The organism is Flagellimonas alvinocaridis, from assembly GCF_965248585.1.
Taxonomy (GTDB): Bacteria; Bacteroidota; Bacteroidia; order Flavobacteriales; family Flavobacteriaceae; genus Flagellimonas; species Flagellimonas alvinocaridis.
This window is the reverse complement of the sequence record NZ_OZ252111.1, coordinates 2,281,810-2,300,663: the sequence shown is the minus strand read 5'-3', so window position 1 is coordinate 2,300,663 and position 18,854 is coordinate 2,281,810. Positions and strand designations below refer to the sequence as shown.

10 protein-coding genes are annotated in these 18,854 nt (G+C 45.1%); 7 read left to right on the top strand and 3 right to left on the bottom strand.

Annotated features, from left to right (window positions below):
* Positions 1-16: 16 nt before the first annotated feature.
* A complete protein-coding gene (locus ACP14V_RS10300; protein ID WP_272610449.1) occupies positions 17-1,249 on the bottom strand; it encodes an amidohydrolase/deacetylase family metallohydrolase in 1,233 nt (410 codons plus the stop codon).
* Between the two features lie 3 nt (positions 1,250-1,252).
* Positions 1,253-2,518, bottom strand: a complete 1,266-nt coding sequence (locus ACP14V_RS10295; protein ID WP_272610448.1) for an amidohydrolase/deacetylase family metallohydrolase — start codon at positions 2,516-2,518, stop codon at positions 1,253-1,255.
* Between the two features lie 263 nt (positions 2,519-2,781).
* Between ACP14V_RS10295 and ACP14V_RS10290 the strand changes: the two genes are divergently transcribed.
* The gene (locus ACP14V_RS10290) at positions 2,782-4,974 is read left to right on the top strand and encodes a PQQ-binding-like beta-propeller repeat protein (RefSeq protein ID WP_272610447.1); all 2,193 of its coding nucleotides are present in this window, start codon (positions 2,782-2,784) and stop codon (positions 4,972-4,974) included.
* Between the two features lie 12 nt (positions 4,975-4,986).
* On the opposite strand, the gene ACP14V_RS10285 is transcribed toward ACP14V_RS10290, so the two are convergent.
* Complete coding sequence (locus tag ACP14V_RS10285; protein WP_272610649.1) at positions 4,987-6,009, bottom strand: sterol desaturase family protein; 1,023 nt, start codon at positions 6,007-6,009, stop codon at positions 4,987-4,989.
* A gap of 455 nt (positions 6,010-6,464) precedes the next feature.
* Here ACP14V_RS10285 and ACP14V_RS10280 point away from each other — a divergent pair, with 455 nt between their 5' ends.
* Genes ACP14V_RS10280 through ACP14V_RS10255 form a run of 6 tightly spaced genes read left to right on the top strand, consistent with a single transcriptional unit; the run spans position 6,465 to position 18,849 of the window.
* Entirely contained in the window at positions 6,465-6,899 is a 435-nt protein-coding gene (locus ACP14V_RS10280; RefSeq protein ID WP_272610446.1) for a DUF5004 domain-containing protein, read from the top strand.
* A 22-nt stretch (positions 6,900-6,921) separates the two neighbouring features.
* Positions 6,922-7,887, top strand: a complete 966-nt coding sequence (locus ACP14V_RS10275) for a DUF4961 domain-containing protein (protein ID WP_272610445.1) — start codon at positions 6,922-6,924, stop codon at positions 7,885-7,887.
* A 13-nt stretch (positions 7,888-7,900) separates the two neighbouring features.
* A complete protein-coding gene (locus tag ACP14V_RS10270; protein ID WP_272610444.1) occupies positions 7,901-11,029 on the top strand; it encodes a SusC/RagA family TonB-linked outer membrane protein in 3,129 nt (1,042 codons plus the stop codon).
* An 11-nt stretch (positions 11,030-11,040) separates the two neighbouring features.
* Positions 11,041-12,540: a RagB/SusD family nutrient uptake outer membrane protein gene (locus ACP14V_RS10265; protein WP_272610443.1), complete on the top strand. Its 1,500-nt coding sequence runs from the start codon at positions 11,041-11,043 to the stop codon at positions 12,538-12,540.
* Position 12,541: 1 nt separating this feature from the next.
* Positions 12,542-15,319 (top strand): GH92 family glycosyl hydrolase, encoded by a 2,778-nt coding sequence (locus tag ACP14V_RS10260; protein WP_272610442.1) that lies wholly within the window; start codon positions 12,542-12,544, stop codon positions 15,317-15,319.
* Between the two features lie 44 nt (positions 15,320-15,363).
* Positions 15,364-18,849: a VCBS repeat-containing protein gene (locus ACP14V_RS10255; RefSeq protein ID WP_272610441.1), complete on the top strand. Its 3,486-nt coding sequence runs from the start codon at positions 15,364-15,366 to the stop codon at positions 18,847-18,849.
* Positions 18,850-18,854: the final 5 nt, after the last annotated feature.

Below are 18,854 nucleotides of genomic sequence, written 5' to 3'. Positions count from 1 at the left end.
GGGATGTATAGGTGTACTAATCAATAGGATTTGCGGCCAGTCCATTTAGATCCCACACAATTTTACCGTCTTTTATAGTGAGTTCCGCTTCCAATTTTTGGTAGCCCTTGAGCAAATTGTTACGGGCATCGATATAGCCAAATGATCCTTTTCTAAGCCGGAGTACGGCTATATCAGCGACGGCACCTACACCCAAATGGCCCAAGTCATTGCGTCCAATAGCTTTGGCAGGATACCAGGAACCACGCTTGAATACTTCCTTTAAGGGAATGCCCATATTCAGGAATTTGGACATGACGTTGAGGAAATCCTTCATGCCGGCATTCATGCTAAACCTATGTAAGTCTGTACCAAATGAATTGGGCCAAAATCCCTGTTCAATGGCTGGAATGCCTTGGTCAAACCAAAAGCCGGCACCTCCATGTCCCACATCAAAGAGAATGCCCCGTTCCTTGGCTTCCATTACCACAGGCAAAACGGTACCATTTTGATCTACAATGGGCCTACGTTCCGAGATGTTTTCAAAAGTATGGGTGATGATATCCCCGGGCCGCATATGGGCCAACTGTTCCTCCAAGGTGTATTCGGGCAGATGGCATTCCACAAAAATGGGTCGATTGGTCTTTTCCCCAGCTTCAATAGTGCGATTGAATGGTGTCCAATCCTTACCATTGTAGTGCCCAATCTTGATGCCAACGATGGTGTTGGGATATTGGTTAATCATTTCCACGGTCTTGGCCACATTCATTTCACTGATGTCATTTTCAAGCTCATCCCCGGTCATCCCATAGCCAGAAATATTGATAAACGCCAAGATGCGGGTCTTCGAATGGTCTATGACCTGTTCCTTGAATTGGGGGAAATTTCGCCAACCAGAGGTTCCGGCATCCACAACCGTGGTGACCCCTGCCTTAAAACTGAAATCGTCAGGGGATAGACTGTAGATTCCATTGGCAAATTTTTTCGCCTCAGGGCCAACAAAAACGTGGGTGTGCGTATCGATCAAGCCTGGTACCACATACAATCCTGTTGCATCTACGACCACTTTGGCCGTCTTACTGGAAATATTTTGGGAAACTTCCGAGATTCGTCCATTTAAAATGGAAACATCGGCAATGGTGTCCACCTGGTTCGCTGGATCAAAAACATGTCTGTTTTTAAGGAGTAAATCAACCTCTTGGGCATAGATGCCCGAGCTGAGAAGAGCTGTGAATAGCCAAATTAATACATTGTAATGGACTTTTTGCATATGTTATTTATTGTTGAACTCAGTTCCAGCCAATCCGTTCAGGTCCCAGACGACTTTTCCGGCTCTAAGAGTGAGTTGGGTCTCCAGCTTCTTTTTTCCTTTAAGGGTGTTCCTTCGCACATCCAAAAAACCAAAATCTCCTTCACGTAAGCTGAATACGGCGATATCCGCTTCGGCCCCAACGTCCAAATGCCCCAAGTCCGTCCTGCCAATGACCTTTGCAGGGGCCCAAGTTGCCCTGGCAATAACATCTTCCAAAGAGAATCCCATGGCCATAAATTTGGAAAGAACATTGCTTAAATCCTTCATTCCGGCATTCATACTCTGGGTATGTAGGTCGGTACTGATCACATTGGCCTTAAACCCTTGTTGGGATGCAGGTACAGCCTGACGCCAAGAAAATGCACCGCCTCCGTGGCCTACATCAAAGATAATACCTCTTTCCTGTGCCTTGAAGACAAAAGGTTTCACCTTGTCATTTTCGTCCACTATGGTTTCACGTTGTGTTGGTCCATAGGAATAGGTATGGGTAAAGATATCCCCAGGACGGAGATGCTCCATGAACAGAGATTCTATGGAGTTGGGTGGGTCATGCTCACCAAAATCGACCATTACGGGGACGTTGGCCCTTTTACCGGCTTCAACGGCCAAATCCACTTGGTCGAAACCGCCCCAATAGTGGGCCGCTTTTATTCCAACCAAAATTTCAGGATAGAGTTTTGTGATGGAGTAAGCCGTCATCTCAGGGTTCATGTCGCTTAAATTTTGCTCATCGAACCTACTTTTCATGCCATGACCCACAATATTGAGCATTGCCAGCACCCGCGTTTTGGCTTTGTCAATGGTTTGCTCTTTGAACAAGGGAAAATTCCTCCAACCGGATGAACCTGCATCCACAACCGTGGTTACCCCGGACCTAAAGGTAAACCCATCCGGCATTACACTGGTCTGGGCATTGGCAATATAGTCATCCAGCTCGTTGCCCATAAACACATGGACGTGCATATCTATAAGGCCAGGCGTTACAAAATACCCGGAAATATCGATGGATTTTTCAGTTTTTTTCACAGAAATGCTCTTGGATACGGTTTTTATTTTTCCATCCTTAATGCCTATATCCATAGGGGTATTGATATTATTTTTCGTATCAATAAGGTGACCTCCTTTCAGAAGTAGATCATATTCTTGGGCATGTAGCCCCAAGCTTATGGCAAATAAAAATATGGGAAGTAAGAAACACAGTCGGTTTAGGTTGGTGTGGAAATTCATGTGGTTTAGTTGGTTTAGTGAATCTGTTGATATATGGCTTTGCAGCTTGGGAAAGCGTTTGAGGACAAAAAGGTTCTTTTGCTTTTCCAGCTCATATAATAGTACACTTGAAAAGGGCATTACCCTATACTCTTGTTTTGCTATGTCGTTGGAAACAAGATGCATATTTGATGATTCGATTTGTGATATCAGCATACAAAATTTAAATTAATGTTCAGGATATGAGCTTTATATTTAAGCGACCATTTTTAAAAAGAGCTAAATTGAAAACTAAGAGAATCATTGGATTTATCCTTTGCGCACAATTGTTGAGTGTGGGATGTGGAGAAAACACCCATATGGAACGAACATGGAGCATTTACAAAGCGGATAAGCATAGCAGTAGTTTTTCTCCTTTAAAGCAGATAAGTAAGGAAAACGTTGCCAAACTGCAGCCTGCATGGACCTTTAGGCCCAACGATGCCCGAGAGGGCACTAGATTTTCCAGAAATGAGTCCAACCCAATCGTAGTGGATGGGGTAATGTACACTACTTCGGCTAGACACAGATTATATGCGCTGGAAGCAAGTACTGGAAAGTTAGTATGGTCCTTTGACCCTTTCGATGGAGGAACCGGGGGAGGAGTTAGTAGGGGAGTGACCTATTGGGAGGATGGCGACGACAAAAGGATATTATTTACCGCGGGCGACCAGCTTTTTGCTGTGGACGCAGAGACAGGAGAGCCTGTTCTGTCCTTTGGAGAAGAAGGTAAGGCCAGTATGAATGTTGGACTTAGGGGCGACCCAGACGCCATTTCGGTTATCCCAACATCGCCCGGAATTGTCTATGGTGGCCTGTTGATCATGGGGACCGAGGTCTCTGAGTTGTATGGCGCTGAACCTGGATATATTAGGGCATATGATATTAGGACTGGCGCTTTAAAATGGAAGTTTCATACCATTCCCAAGCCCGGAGAAGTCGGTTACGATACTTGGCCCAAAGATGCCTATAAGTATGCAGGCGGTGCCAACAATTGGGGCGGTATGAGTGTGGATGAAAAGCGGGGCATGGTCTTCGTTTCCTTGGGGTCTCCTACCTATGATTATTATGGTGCCGACCGGGTGGGTATGAACTTGTTTGGTAATTGTGTGGTTGCCCTTGATGCGGGAACTGGGGAGTATATATGGCACTTTCAGACCATTCATCATGATCTATGGGATTACGATTTGGCGGCACCTCCAAATTTGGTGACCTTGGAACGGGACGGAAAAAAAGTGGATGCCGTTGCACAAACTTCCAAAGTGGGGTTTCTGTATGTGTTGGATAGGGAAACTGGAGAGCCTTTGTTCCCTGTGGAAGAGAGGGAGGTTCCGGCATCCAATATACCTGGGGAATACGCTTGGCCCACCCAGCCCTTTCCGCTTAAGCCCGCACCCTATGCGAGGCAATCCATCACCGTGGACGATTTAAGTTTTTACTCCCAAGCATCCCACGATTCCTTGTTGAAAGAATTCAATTCATATCGTTATGAAGGACTCTTCACACCGCCCGATACCGTAGGAACCTTTATGTTTCCGGGCAGCAGGGGAGGTTCAAGCTGGGGAGGAGGCGCTTACGACCCCAATACGAGTGTACTGTATGTAAAATCCAATGATTCCCCCGAAATCAGTATGTTGAAAAGAGTGGAAAAAACGAAAAGCGAAGATGAAAACGCTTCACTGTATGAAAAAGGGGAACAGTTTTACAAGAATTTTTGTTTGAGTTGCCATGGAGCAGATAAAAATGGACAGGAACCCGACTATCCATCACTTTTGGGCTTGAAAATGAAGATGGATCGTGGGGAAGTCTTGAAAAAGATTGAGGACGGTGCCGGGAAAATGCCTTCGTTTTCCAGTGTACTTCCCGGAGAGGAAGAAGCTATTTTGGCGTATCTGTTCGAACAAAAAAATGCAAGGTCCAGACGGGAGGATCGTTGGCTTAAGGAAGTGCAGGCCAATGAAAAGGCCAATACTGAGGAACAGCAGGATACCCTACCAAGATATTTGAACATTCGGGCCTATGGGTATTTCAGGGACAGCGAAGGCAGACCTGGAATTAAGCCACCATGGGGTATGTTGAACGCCATTAACCTGAACACTGGTGAATATGAGTGGAAAATTCCAGTGGGAAACTATCCTGACCTGCAAGAGGAAGGAGCACCCATAACGGGAACGGGAGGTTCGGCCGGACCCATTGTGACCGCTGGTGGAATTGTGTTTTTGACGGGAACCCACGATCAAAAACTATTTGCTTTCGACAAGGATAGTGGGGAACTGCTTTGGGAAACCTTGCTTCCCGCATCGGGAACGGCCACTCCCAGTACCTATATGATGGATGGAAAGCAATATTTGGTCATTTCCCTGGCAGGAAACGAGGATGAGCCAGGAGGGTATATCATGGCTTTTGCATTACCTGAAAGCAAAGGTGGGGAAAATTGAATCTCTCATAGCTTAGCGTATATGGGCAGTTTCTTTTTGAAGGTCCAAATATTTTTTGCGAACGAGTTTAGCGGTTTGATGTTCCCCCGTATGACTCCATCCCGGGGGCATGAACAGATATAATATTTTGTTTTTTAGGCCTGGAGCATTGACCACATCTTTGTAGAGTGCTTTGAATTCACCAAAATATACATCAAAGAAACTTCCCGAATCCATCTCACGGGTTATACCATATTGGATGGGAAGGTGGTCTTCCTCATCTTGATAGGTTCCAAAAACCCTATCCCAAATGTTCAAGAGATTACAGAAGTTGGTGTCCATATACAGGGGATTTCTACCATGGTGAACCCGATGGTGCGAGGGAGTTAAAATAAGTTTTCCAAGGAACCCTAAACGTCCCTTTTGCAGTACATGCTCACCAACATGGATAAAAGTGGCATAGGTAATATCCAGCAGAAGAATGGAAAAGAACAGCTTTGGGTCAACTCCAAGGAGCATGCATGTTGCGGTGCGGATAAAATCAGCATACGGGAACTCGAGAAAAAAATGCGCATGGTTTACAGATAAGTTCATGGTCTCCGCCGCATGGTGTGGGGAGTGGAGGCACCAGAGCAAACGAACTTTGTGGCCAAAATAGTGATAGATAAAACTGCCCAATTCCCAGACTACATATCCATAAATGAACCAATACCAAGTGTAAGAGGTCTGAAAAGGTGCATATTCTTGAAAGAAACCGATACACCACACAATGGTGCCCAATGAAAGAATACGGCCAATAACCCTATTAAAGACAATAATGAAGAAATTTACTTTGTACGTCTTTAATTGTTTCCTTTCCCTGAAAAAAACAATGAAGAACTCAACAAAAAGTAAAATGGGAAGCGCTAGGAAGATACAGGACATGATACCATCAAAACTTTTGAAAAAGGCGTAGTTTTCTGTTTTTAAGGCTTCCAGTATGCTGGCGAAGCCCATAAAATTCATTATTTCCTCAAAAACTGCATTCAAGAATTCCATAAGTTGGTCGTATTTCACTTTGTTCAAATATATTACTTTTTATGTATGAACATATGAACATGTTTATAGGTAAACAGTTTACGAAAACGTTTTATTGGTTCTATTGAGGCGGCCCAGCCAAAGTTTACTATAAGTGCCATATTTAGGCTATCAATAATTCAAGGGTTGCTATAATAATGAATTGACAAAAAAGAAACATTTTTTTTGGCAACATGCAATAAATATCTATATTTGAACATATGTATGAACATATGAACATAATGTACCTGATTTTTGATTGGCCAAAGATGGACCGGGTTGGGTAAAAGAGATGATATTTTAATAGAATTATTTGAGTTGTTGGGTTTAGTTCTAAAAATGGATGATGGGAAGAAGGAAGTGTCGATTCAATGCTTTCGGTCTTCCCATTTTCATTTGATGACTTGTTCAACAAAGTGTACCGTTAACTAAACTATCCTTCAAACTATGTATTTATGAAATGTTTGCGATTGATTTTATTACTGTCGGTCATGGCTGTATTAAGTTGTGATGACGACCCAGAACAAAACCCTGAAGGGTTTACCGAGTTCGTCACCAACATTGATGGTGACTGGAAGATTGACCAAGTGCTCCAGAATGGGAACGATATCACCGATCTTATAGATTTTCAATCCTTTTCCCTGCAATTATCGTATGAAAACGGGATACCATCTTCGTATACCCTTTCCAATTTAACAACACCTTTTGCTTTGGAGCAGGCGAGTGGGAGCTGGTCATTTGATGATCCTGTATATCCTACCAAGATCAATTTTTCGGATGGTACAAGCCTGGATATTCAGGGAGCAGTGCTTTCCGGTGGGGATGAGCTTACAGTGACCGTTCCTATGGGCTGTACCTCTAATACGTATACATACCGATTGAGCAAATAACCAGAAACTAACATGCACTGAAATGAAAAACAAACTATACAAACTAAAACGCATCCTGTTTCAGCAAAAAACACTGTTTCTGCTGTTTTTGTTGTTGAGCATGTGCATTACCATCAATAATGTAAATCAACCCTCTTCCATGGGTGTCGGAGAGAGAATGGACATCACTATAGATGTTGATGTTGCCCCTGCCGAAGATGCGGCCCACAACATTATATTTGGCGTTTTGGCTCCTGAGGCTTGGGACATAGCTTCCAATGCCACGGTTTCCTATACTTCTGATAATGGAAATGGGACCATGCGACTGGCCAATGGTGCCGACCCGGATTATACTACTCCCATTATGGATCTTGCCGGAATCGGTGAAAATTATGGTCTGGTAGAGTGGGTGGTGTTCATCTCCGATGAAACGGTATCCGGTGCAAATGGCGTAAACTTTTCCGGACAGATCCAACTTTCCATGGATGTCGGGACCGATAACCTTAAAACACAACTGGGATATATTGTGGGAACTTCAGGGTACGGCATCACTGCGGGAGAGACCGATATAAGGTTCACCCCTTGCATGGAAGTGACCGGAGGGTCCAATCCGTTGATAGACCTCTGTGGTCCACTTCCCTTTCCAGTGACCTTTCAACCGGCGGAATATACGTATGATGACATTATCCATATTGGGTTTGATGCCACAAAGGGACCCGAAGGATCACCAACAGCGCTTTCAGGGGCTACTGATGTATATCTCTGTGCGAAGGCTGTTATAGACGGACAAGCTGTTGAGGTGTGCGATAATGCCAGTATCACCAAAATGCGCAGTACCGGCAATGACCAATGGGAAATATCCATATGGCCCAGACAGCTTTTCAATGCTTTGCCAAGTCAGGAAATTGCGGATATCACCTTCAGTTTTATCAATGAAAATAGAGATGTCGAGGTCAAGAATCCAGATACCGGGGAAGACTTTCAACTAATAGCCAACTGTACGAATTAAAAACATGACGATTATGAAAAACAGAACAAAAGGCCTTGTTGTCATTTTTTTGGTGCTTGGCAATCTTATGGCCTTTGCACAAAATATTACCATTCAAGGGGTGATCACCGCAGAAGACGATGGTCTTCCGCTACCCGGGGCCAACGTAGTGGTGAAGGGTATGGCCATTGGTGCCTCCGCCAACTTTGATGGAGAATATACCTTGGAAGTCCCGAGTGGGGATGTAACCTTGGTCTTCAGCTATCAGGGGTTTAGTTCCCAAGAAGTTCCGGTGGGCGGACAACGAAGCATCAATGTGGCCTTGAAAACGGATGTGAATGAATTGGACGAGGTGGTCATTATTGGTTATGGAAGCACGACCAAGAAAGATCTTACGGGGTCTATTGCCACGATTAAATCAGAGGATTTGGAGTCGGTACGTTCCACTACCGCCGATGACTTTGTGCAAGGAAGGGTCTCGGGACTGTTATTGACCCAAACTTCGGGTCAACCCGGGGGTGCCACTTCTGTCCGGATTCGAGGGAGTAGTTCCATCAATGCAAGTAATGAACCATTATATGTAATAGACGGTTTCCCTGTGGACAACAACAGCGACAACCTTTCCGCAGGTGTGGCCGAGGGGCCTTCCATCAATGCCCTTTCTACCTTGAGTGCCAACGATATTGCCTCCATAGATGTGTTGAAGGATGCTTCCGCTACGGCCATTTATGGTTCCCGTGGAGCCAATGGGGTCATCATAATTACCACCAAAAGAGGATTGAACGGGGATGCCCAAATCAATTACGACACCTATTTAGGGGTCAGTGAGGTTATAAAAAAGCTGGATGTGCTCAATGCATCACAATTTGCATTTTACGTGAACGAGTCCAGGTATAATGGTTCGGGAGCCCCTAGGTTTTATACAAACCCAACCTCTTTTGGAGTGGGTACCGATTGGCAGGATGAAATTTTTAGGACCGCCATTACCAAAAGCCACGACCTTTCCATAAAGGGAGGGAACCAAGATATCAAGTATGCTGTTTCCGGGTCGTATTTAGATCAGGAAGGAGTGGTTATTGAAACCGATTTTAAACGGTACAATTTTCGGGTAAACCTCGATTTTAAGGCTACGGAAAAATTGTCTATTGAGAACTCCTTGAGCTTGAACAGGACCAATTTCAATACGGCTAGGACCGAGACCACAGGCGGGGTAGAAGTGGCCAGTAGTGCCATAACCGGGGCATACCAGTTTAATCCCCTGTTACCTGTTTTTGACCCTGAAGGAAATTATACCAAAGGAAATTTCATTGTTCAGGACGATGGAACCTTTGTAAACGAAGTAAGCAACATCCAAGAACAGATTCCTAATTTCCCAAGCCCAGTGGCTTATCAAAACCTATCGGAAAGCAAGGGGAAGGCCACAAGGATATTGGACAATTTGGCCATTAAATGGGATGTGGCCAAAAATCTACAGTTGAAGACTACTTTGGGGGTGGATTTGAACATCAACGAACAGTTTTATTTTAGGACTGAGGAAATCGATTTTGGAAATTCACCGGGGGCATTTGCGGCCCAAGCCAAGAATACGGCCACCAGCTATTTGGCGGAATCCACTTTGAATTATACCAATACCTTCAACAATAGACATCGTGTGAATGCCTTGGTAGGGGCTTCGTGGCAAGATTTTACCATTGAGTCCCTTTCTGGGAATGCCTTGGGATTCCCTACGGAGAATTTCGGTTCCAACAACTTGGGGCTTGGATTGAACCCTGGGGTCAGTTCCAACATCATAGAGTCCAGATTGATATCCTACTTTGGAAGGGTCAACTACATTTTGGACAACAAGTACATCTTTACGGCCACTTCGCGGGTTGATGGCTCCTCCAAATTTGGGGATGGCAATAAATATGGATTTTTCCCATCAGGGGCTTTCGCATGGAATGTTTCGGAAGAAGATTTTCTTCAGGATTCAGGACTCTATCTAAAACTGCGTTTGGGGTATGGAATCATAGGAAACGAGTCCATCGCACCCTATTCTGCGCAATCCACATTCAAGCCTACCTATCATTCCTTTAATGATAATGAGGTGGTGGGGCAATTGCCCAGCACACCGGCCAACAGTGCCCTTAAATGGGAGCGCACCGAACAATACAACATTGGTTTGGACCTCGGTTTTTTCAATGACCGATTGGGATTCACTATTGATGGATACCGAAAAAATACGGAAGATTTGTTACTGAACCTCCAAGTGCCTTCACAAACCGGATACATCCAAAGTGTGGTCAATGCCGGAAGTGTGCGCAACGAAGGAATTGAATTGGGCATCAATGCACAAATGTTCAAGGGGAAGTTCAATTGGGACGTTAACCTGACCGGGGCCTATAACAAGAACAAGATTTTGGATTTGGCCGGCTTGGACAATATTCCAACAGGCTTTGGGATTCTGGGTATTAACAATTGGCAGTTGCTTGTGGAAGGTGGCGAGATCGGAGCATTCTACGGTTATGTTTCGGATGGTATCGTTCAATTGGATGATGACCCTGCTACAACCCCAAGGTTTGCAACGGACACCTTTACCCCCGGAGAGCGAAAGTATAAGGATTTAAATGGAGATGGGGTCATCGACGCCGATAACGATAGAACCTTCATCGGAAATCCCATTCCAGAATACACCTTTGGGATAAACAATACCATAACCTGGAAGAACTGGGACCTTAACATTTTCATGCAAGGGGTGTACGGCAATGAAATAGCCAACTTCAACAGGATCAACCTTGAAAATTTAAATGGACAAGGTAACGTACTGTTGGAGGCTTTCTCAAACAGATGGACCCCGAACAACCCTAGCAATACCTACACTAGGGCCGCGGATGGTCCTCGGAACATTGTGTTTTCCGACCATTATGTAGAGGATGGCTCTTACTTGAGATTAAAATCGGCCACTTTGGGGTATTCCATACCGGGTAAATTTTTGTCCAGGATGAAAATCAACAAACTTAGATTTTATCTCACGGGAAAGAACCTGTTCACCCTTACCGATTATAGCGGAGTGGACCCTGAAGTCAGCTTTGGAGGACAGAACAACAACCTTAGTGCAGGAGCAGATTTTGGGGGATATCCTACCTCAAGGACCTTTCTCTTGGGTCTTAACGTAAACTTTTAAAAGTCAAAATCATGAAACAATTCAAAAAATATAGAATGTACTTCGCTGCCCTGATTTTGATCTTGGGTTGTGAAAGTGCCTTGGAAGAGGAAGTGAAGACCTTTTATACCGAGGATACATTTTACCAAACAGAGCAGGACGTCAAATTGGCCATTAATGGGATTTATGGACATTTGGGGGCCACTTTTGATGAAACATTGAACGCCAAGGGGCTATATTTTGCCAACTATTGGACGGCGAATGCTTTGCTGTCGGATGAAGGGGAAACCAGTTTCAATAGAGGGGATGGATACAACCAGCTCTCTGCAATGGCCCATACACCAGAGAATACCATAGCATTGGAAATTTGGTCCAATCTTTACTTGGGCATCAACGCGGCCAACATGGCCATCGTTAACATCCCGGACGTTGAAATGAATGGGGATACCAAAGATGATTTGTTGGGCGAAGCCCATTTCTTGAGAGGGCTTCTCTATTTTGAATTGGTGCGCTTCTTTGGCGATGTACCGTTGCAATTGGAACCCCAAAAAGTATTTACTTCAAGTGCTTTCTTGGGTAGGACATCCGTTTCCGAAGTCTACACCCAGATTTTTGAAGATTTGTCCATAGCAGAAAGCAGCCTTCCCTCCGAACAGATTGGGGTGGACAATGGTAGGCCCACCAGCTGGTCGGCCAAGGCTTACATGGCAAAAGCAGCCCTTCAGCAAGGGGAAAACCTTCAATTGGCAAAAAGTAAGCTGGAAGAAATCATGACCAGCGGACGTTTTGAGCTTTGGGAAGACTACGCGGACGTTTTCAAAATTGCCAACAACAACGGTAAGGAAGTCTTGTTTGCCATAAGCTTTTTGGAGGGTACGGATTTGTTCACCACCCTGTGGGAAGGTGGACATTTGGTCTACAGGACACTCCCAGGCGGGGTATATGGCGGTAGGCCCAATGGTGGAGGCTTGGAGATACCTACCATGGCCCTGTACAATTCCTTTGATGATGAGGATAGAAGAAAAGAAGTGACCTTCATGACCGAAGATGTCATCAACGGGGTGTTGGTGGAATTTGATGCGCCCCATATCGTAAAATATTGGGACCGGGTAGCCGAGCCTCTGGTGAACAATACGGCCAATGACCTTCAGCTCATCCGTTATGCGGACATATTACTTATGTATGCCGAAGTGTTGAATGAGCAGAACAATGGAAGCACTCCCGCTGCATTGGATGCCATCAATGAAGTGCGGAAAAGGGCAAGATTTGCCGATGGCGTGGAGCGCAATATTCTTCCAGATTTATCCGCAATGGGATACGAAGCTTTCAAAGAAGCCATACTGGAAGAACGAAAAAAAGAACTTACGTGGGAAGGCCATCGTTGGTTCGATTTGGTTCGATTTGGCAAACTGGAAGAAAAGGTTACCGAGGCCAAGCCCGGGGTTCCCGTGGCAGCAAGACATAACCTGCTTCCCATACCCCAAAGAGAAAGGGATATTAACCAAAACCTGACACAGAACACAGGCTATTGATATGAACAACACTTTTTTTAAAGCCCTCAAGGTAGCTTGTGTGCTGCTGGCAACCTTGGATGGTTTCTCGGCTTTGGCGTCTGAAAACATTGCCAAGGAAGCCACTGTGAAAGTCTCTTCCCAATTGGTAGGAAATGAAGCCTCTAATTTGATTGATGGATTGATCCGCTTGGATGGGCAGGGCGAATGGGCCTGCATCGGTGAGCGCAAGGCATGGGGGGCCAATACATTGCCTTGGCTCCAAATGGATTGGGACGGACCACGGAGCATCAACAGCATTGTCATTTATGATCGTCCCGGTTTGGAGGAGCACACTGCTGGAGGGGTTTTAAGGTTCAGCGATGGTTCCCTGATTCGCGTAAACACCATTCCCAACAATGGCGATGCCAAGAAAGTGGAGTTCCCAACAAAAACAGTGGAATGGGTCCGCTTTGAGGTCACCGATGGGGAAGGGCTCCACCTTGGTCTATCTGAAATGGAAGTGTTTGCCTCGCCCAGTGACAGCACAAATCCCTTGCATTGGGTGAATCCGTTTGTGGAGTCGGCCAAAGGCCGGTATTTTTTCTTTACCCCAGGTGCCCACCCCATGGGAATGGTGGCTGCGGCACCCGTGACCCGCAATAAAAATCAATATGGTGGAGGGTACAGTTACAATTCCACGGAAGTATTGGGTTTCGGACAGATTCACGGTTGGTGCCTTTCAGGAATACAGATCATGCCCACGTTGGGTAACATAGACCCTACCTTGGGAGATCAAGGTTGGAAATCCAGTTTTAGCCATGACGATGAAGTGGCCATGCCGGGATATCAACGTCTGTATCTAAAAAAACATCATGTTTGGACAGAACTGACCAGTACCAAGCGTACTACCCTATATCGCTTTACATATACCCAAGCGGACAAAGCCAGTATATTGACCAATTTGGGAGGCTATTTGGGAAATTCAACCATGATCAATGCAGATGTCCGTAAAGTCAGCCAAAATGAACTGGAGGGCTCGTTTGATTCAGCTGGAAGATTTTGGGGCGGACCGGAGAAAGTCAAAGTGTTTTTTGTTATCCAGTTTGATAAACCTTTCCAGACCTTGGATGGATGGAAGGATAAGGAGAGATTCAGCGATATTACCACTATAAAAGGCTCCGATACCATGACCCGTAGGGATTCGGTCGTTTTTGCCGGAATTACCCAGAGTTATTGGAATGCGCCCACTACCGGTGTTGCTGCTACCTATAATGTTAATGCAGGGGATGAAATTCAAATGAAGGTGGCCATTTCGTACACCTCCGTGGAAAACGCCCGTAAAAATCTTCAAACCGAAGCACCCCATTGGGACTTTGACCGCTATAAGGAAGATACTTTCAACATATGGGAAGAGCAGTTGGGAAAGATTGAGGTCAAGGGAGGAACAGAACAACAACGGATAAAATTCTACACAGACCTATGGCACATTTTGTTGGGAAGAAGGATCCTGAACGATGTCAGCGGGGATTATCCCGATTATACCCAGGGAGAGCGCCAAGGAACCTTCACAAAAGCCGACCTGAAAGTGAGAACGCTGCCGAAGGATAAAGATGGCAAGTCAAGATTCAATATGTACAATTTTGATGCACTTTGGCTTACCCAATGGAACCTGAACATTGTTTGGGGGTTGGCTTGGCCGGAAATTTTGGATGATTTCTCAGCTTCCTTGGTACAATATGCCGATAATGGCGGACTGTTGCCCAGAGGTGCCATAGCAGGCGGATATTCCTATATCATGACAGGAAACCCGGCAACGAATATGTTGGTGAGCACCTACATGAAGGATTTGATGACAAAAACAAATCCCAAACATGCCTTCCAAGTGATGAAACGCAATCACATGCCCGGTGGTATGATGAGCGATTCCGCAGAGGACCTTGAGTTTTATATGGCCAATGGATACTGCCCCGATAATGCCGGAAAGACCCTGGAGTGGGCTTTTCAGGATTGGTCGCTTTCCCAAATGGCAAAGAAGATGGGGAAGACAAAGGATTATGCCTATTTTTCAAAAAGAGCTGAAGGGTGGTCCAAATTGTTCCATCCCGACTTAAAGCTGGTATTGCCCAAAGACCGATCGGGGAATTGGCTTCATACGGATTTGCTATCCGGTCAGGGTTGGGTAGAGTCCAACGCGTGGCAAGGAACCTGGTCGGTGTCCCACGGTATTACGGAATTGTCTAAGCTTATGGGTGGAAACGATGTATTATCGGACAAACTCAACTTTGCTTTTGAGCAAGCAGCTCCCCAGGATTTTGTATTTGGATATTCGGATGGATATGTCAGTTATGCCAACCAGCCGGGCTGTTCCAACGCCCATATCTTTAATCATGTGCAAAAACCATGGCTTACACAATATTGGGTGAGAAGGGTGAATGAGCAAGCCTATGGTGCCACGACCGTGGACCAAGGCTATGGCGGACATGATGAGGACCAAGGCCAGATGAGTGGCGTAAGTGCGTTGATGTCCATGGGACTTTTTAGCTTGACGGGGAACAATTCCCTCACACCAAAATATGAAATTACCAGTCCGGTTTTTGACGAGATAACCATAAAACTCAACCCAACCTATTACCAAGGAAAAGAGTTTACCATCAAAACCTTGGACAACAGTAAAGAGAACAGTTATATCCAAAAGGCAAGGTTGAACAATGAGCCGCTCCAAACATTTTGGTTTACCCATGATGTTTTTCAAAAGGGAGGGGAGCTTATCCTGCAACTTGGGCCTGAACCCAATACCAATTGGGGAATTCAAGATTGAACGTATAGCAAAAAGGAACCTTCCATCAACAGAAGGAATCAGCAATGAAAAATGGGATTGTAACATCTGGGATTTGGTCTTTTGTACTCTTGATTTTGGGTGCGTCGTGCACAGAGGGTACAAAGCGGGGGGAATACCTCTTCCAGCCAGTGGCGGCCAAAGTCTCTGGAATCCATTTTTCCAATGACCTTCCCTTGGATGACGATTTGAATATCCTCAACTACATCTACTACTTCAATGGTGGAGGTGTTGCGGTAGGCGACATCAATAATGATGGATGGGACGATCTTTTCTTTACTGGAAACCAAGTTTCCAACAAATTATACCTGAACCAAGGCAATCTAAGGTTCAAGGACATCACCGAAGAAGCAGGTCTGGAGTCCAAAGGATGGTCTTCTGGAGTGAGCATGGTGGATATCAATACAGATGGTTGGTTGGATATTTATGTGTCCAGATCTGGACATTTAGATCCAGAACAACGAAAAAATCTGCTTTACATCAACCAAGGTGATGGAACCTTCGAGGAAATGGCCCAGGAATACGGGTTGGCAGATGCTTCGTATTCCACACAATCCGCTTTTTTGGATTATGACAAGGATGGTGATTTGGACATGTACCTGCTCAACCATATGCACCAAATGACCGGGATGAACAATCCTGTGCCACGAAAACTGAATGGGGAATCCGAAAGCAATGACAATCTGTACCGCAACGATGGTGTTGGTCCATTGGGGCACCCGGTCTTTACGGATGTTTCTGATGAAGCTGGTATTACGATTGAAGGGTTTGGTCTTGGGGTAGGGATAAGCGACCTTAATCAAGATGGGTATCCGGATATTTACGTGTCTAACGATTTCATTTCCAATGATATCCTGTATATCAACCAAGGGGATGGGACTTTTAAGGACAGATCCAAGGAGCTTCTCAATCACCAAAGCCATAACGGGATGGGCAATGACATTGCCGATATCAACAATGACGGTCTTACCGATGTTTTGGTATTGGATATGCTGCCTTCGGATAATCGTCGTAGGAAACTGATGCTGAACAAACCCAACCACAACCTTTTTGAATTCAGCAAAAGTGTAGGCTATCAACCCCAATATATGCGGAACACCTTCCAATTGAACAATGGAAGCCAGGCCCCGTTCAGTGAGGTGGGTCAACTTATGGGTATTAGCAGTACGGACTGGAGTTGGGGTGGATTGATGGCTGATTATGACCGCGATGGTCTAAAGGATATGTTCATCACTACGGGCTACCTCAAGGATATGACCGATTTGGATTTCATCGTGTATCGCAGAAAACAGTTCAAGTTTAGGACTAGGGAGGAAGCGGACAGTATATACTTGGCCAGTATCAACAGACTGCCCGAGGTAAAGCTCCAAAACTATTTTTATAAGAACAATGGCAGGTTGAAGTTCATGAACACTTCATCTACATGGGCCCCTGAATCCCCTGGTTTTTCAAATGGGGCGGTGTACGCAGATCTGGACAATGATGGAGACCTTGACATTGTCACCAACAACATCAATGAGAAAGCCAGTGTACTGGAGAACACCTCTTCCCACAATGGAGGACATTCCTTAAAACTCATTTTTAAAGGCCCAAAGACCAATCCAAATGGGATAGGGGCAAAAGTATGGGCCTATGCCGGGAGTACGGTTCAGTTTTCAGAGAACTATACCACCAGAGGGTTTCAATCCAGCGTGGCACCCTCACTGTATTTTGCATTTCCGGAAAATCAAAAAATGGACAGCCTTATCGTGGTTTGGCCAGATGGAAAAGGAAAGACCTATTCCAATGGAGGGATGGATACTACGTTGACACTAAAGTATTCCGATGCTTCTGAGGTATTTGAACAGATTCGTACGGTTGAAAAAAATCAAATGTTTTCCAAGGTTGATAAGATGATTTCTTTTGAACATCAGGAAATCCCTTTTTCAGATTTTGATATAGAGCCGCTCATTCCGCAAAAGTTTTCCAGCAATGGACCTTCACTTGCAGTTGCCGATGCCAATGGTGATGGTCTGGATGATCTTTTCATTGGAGGCTCGTATGGTTTTTCAGGGCAGTTGTATATCCAACGCAAAGAGGGACGCTTTGAAAATAAAACCTTTGAAAGTAATGCAGAGCATGAAGATGCAGGGGCGATATGGTTTGATGCGGATAACGATGGAGATAATGACTTATATGTGGTCAGTGGAGGGTCCGAATTCTCGCTGATGAAGCCAGGACATTATCAGGATAGATTGTATATAAATGATGGTCAGGGGAATTTAACCATGGCCGAGGATGCTTTGCCCAACATGAACACGAGTGGGGGTAGTGTGATTGCTTCTGATTATGACCAAGATGGGGATTTGGACCTTTTTGTAGGCGGAATGGTTGTTCCCGGAAGCTATGGGGTGGCTCCCAAAAGTTATGTATTGGAAAACAACCAAGGGAGGTTCATCGATGTCACCCACTCAAAATTGGGTGAACAGGAATTGGGAATGGTTACCGCGGCCCTTTGGACCGATGTGGACAATGATGGTTGGGTAGATTTAGTGGTTGTGGGGAAATGGATGCCGGTAACCCTGTACAAGAATCAAAAAGGAAGTTTTGAAAAAGCTGTATTGCCCAATTCATCGGGTTGGTGGAACAGCGTCAATGGTGGGGACTTTGACAATGACGGGGATGTGGATTATATCGTCGGGAACCAAGGAACCAATAGCGTGTATAGGGCATCAGGGGAATATCCCATGGAACTGTATGTTGGGGATTTTGACAAGGATGGCAGAGTGGACCCCTTGATCACGCAATATGGTCTAAGTCCCGATGGGGCTATGATGAGCTACCCGCTGGCATCAAGGGATTTATTGGCAGAACAAATGGTTTCCATTAAAAGTAGATATAAAAATTATCGATCCTATGCCGATGTCCAGATTGAAGACCTCCTTTTGAACAATATGGCCGATAATCCTATCAAGAGAACCGTAGAAAATTTGAAGAGCCTATATATTGAAAACAAGGGAGGGGGCAAATTCAATGTAAAGCCCTTGCCCACGGAGGCCCAATGGGCGCCAATTATGGGCACTACCATCACAGATGTGGACTTGGATGGGAACTTGGATGTCATCCTTATAGGCAACTTTTACGAGTACGAGGTGGGCTATGGACAGAACGATGCCTTTTTGGGACTTGTCCTAAAAGGGGATGGTAGGGGAAACTTCAAACCAAAAAATCAAAAAAATACCGGCTTTATGATCAATGGAAATGCCCGCGCTTTGGTCCGGGTATTGGGAAAAGAAGGAGAGCTGTTGGTTTCTTCCATCAATAATGATAGCCTTAAGATACATCGAATAAACCAAGGTTTGGAAAACATGTTAATGGTCCCGCAAGATGCGCAATCGGGCATCATCACCTTGGAAAATGGAAAACAACGAAAAATGGAATTCTATAATGGCGAGGGGTATTTGTCCCAATCCACCAGAAAGGTGCAATTGCCCAAGAATGCCAAGATTAAGTTTAACACAAAACAGAAGTAAAGTCC

Bases quoted from the DNA above. Each gene is read 5' to 3' on its own strand.
- ACP14V_RS10265 (WP_272610443.1), top strand. From the start codon at position 11,041: ATGAAACAATTCAAAAAATATAGAATGTACTTCGCTGCCCTGATTTTG.
- ACP14V_RS10295 (WP_272610448.1), bottom strand. From the start codon at position 2,518: ATGAATTTCCACACCAACCTAAACCGACTGTGTTTCTTACTTCCCATA.
- ACP14V_RS10275 (WP_272610445.1), top strand. From the start codon at position 6,922: ATGAAAAACAAACTATACAAACTAAAACGCATCCTGTTTCAGCAAAAA.
- ACP14V_RS10260 (WP_272610442.1), top strand. From the start codon at position 12,542: ATGAACAACACTTTTTTTAAAGCCCTCAAGGTAGCTTGTGTGCTGCTG.
- ACP14V_RS10280 (WP_272610446.1), top strand. From the start codon at position 6,465: ATGAAATGTTTGCGATTGATTTTATTACTGTCGGTCATGGCTGTATTA.
- ACP14V_RS10300 (WP_272610449.1), bottom strand. From the start codon at position 1,249: ATGCAAAAAGTCCATTACAATGTATTAATTTGGCTATTCACAGCTCTT.
- ACP14V_RS10270 (WP_272610444.1), top strand. From the start codon at position 7,901: ATGAAAAACAGAACAAAAGGCCTTGTTGTCATTTTTTTGGTGCTTGGC.
- ACP14V_RS10255 (WP_272610441.1), top strand. From the start codon at position 15,364: ATGAAAAATGGGATTGTAACATCTGGGATTTGGTCTTTTGTACTCTTG.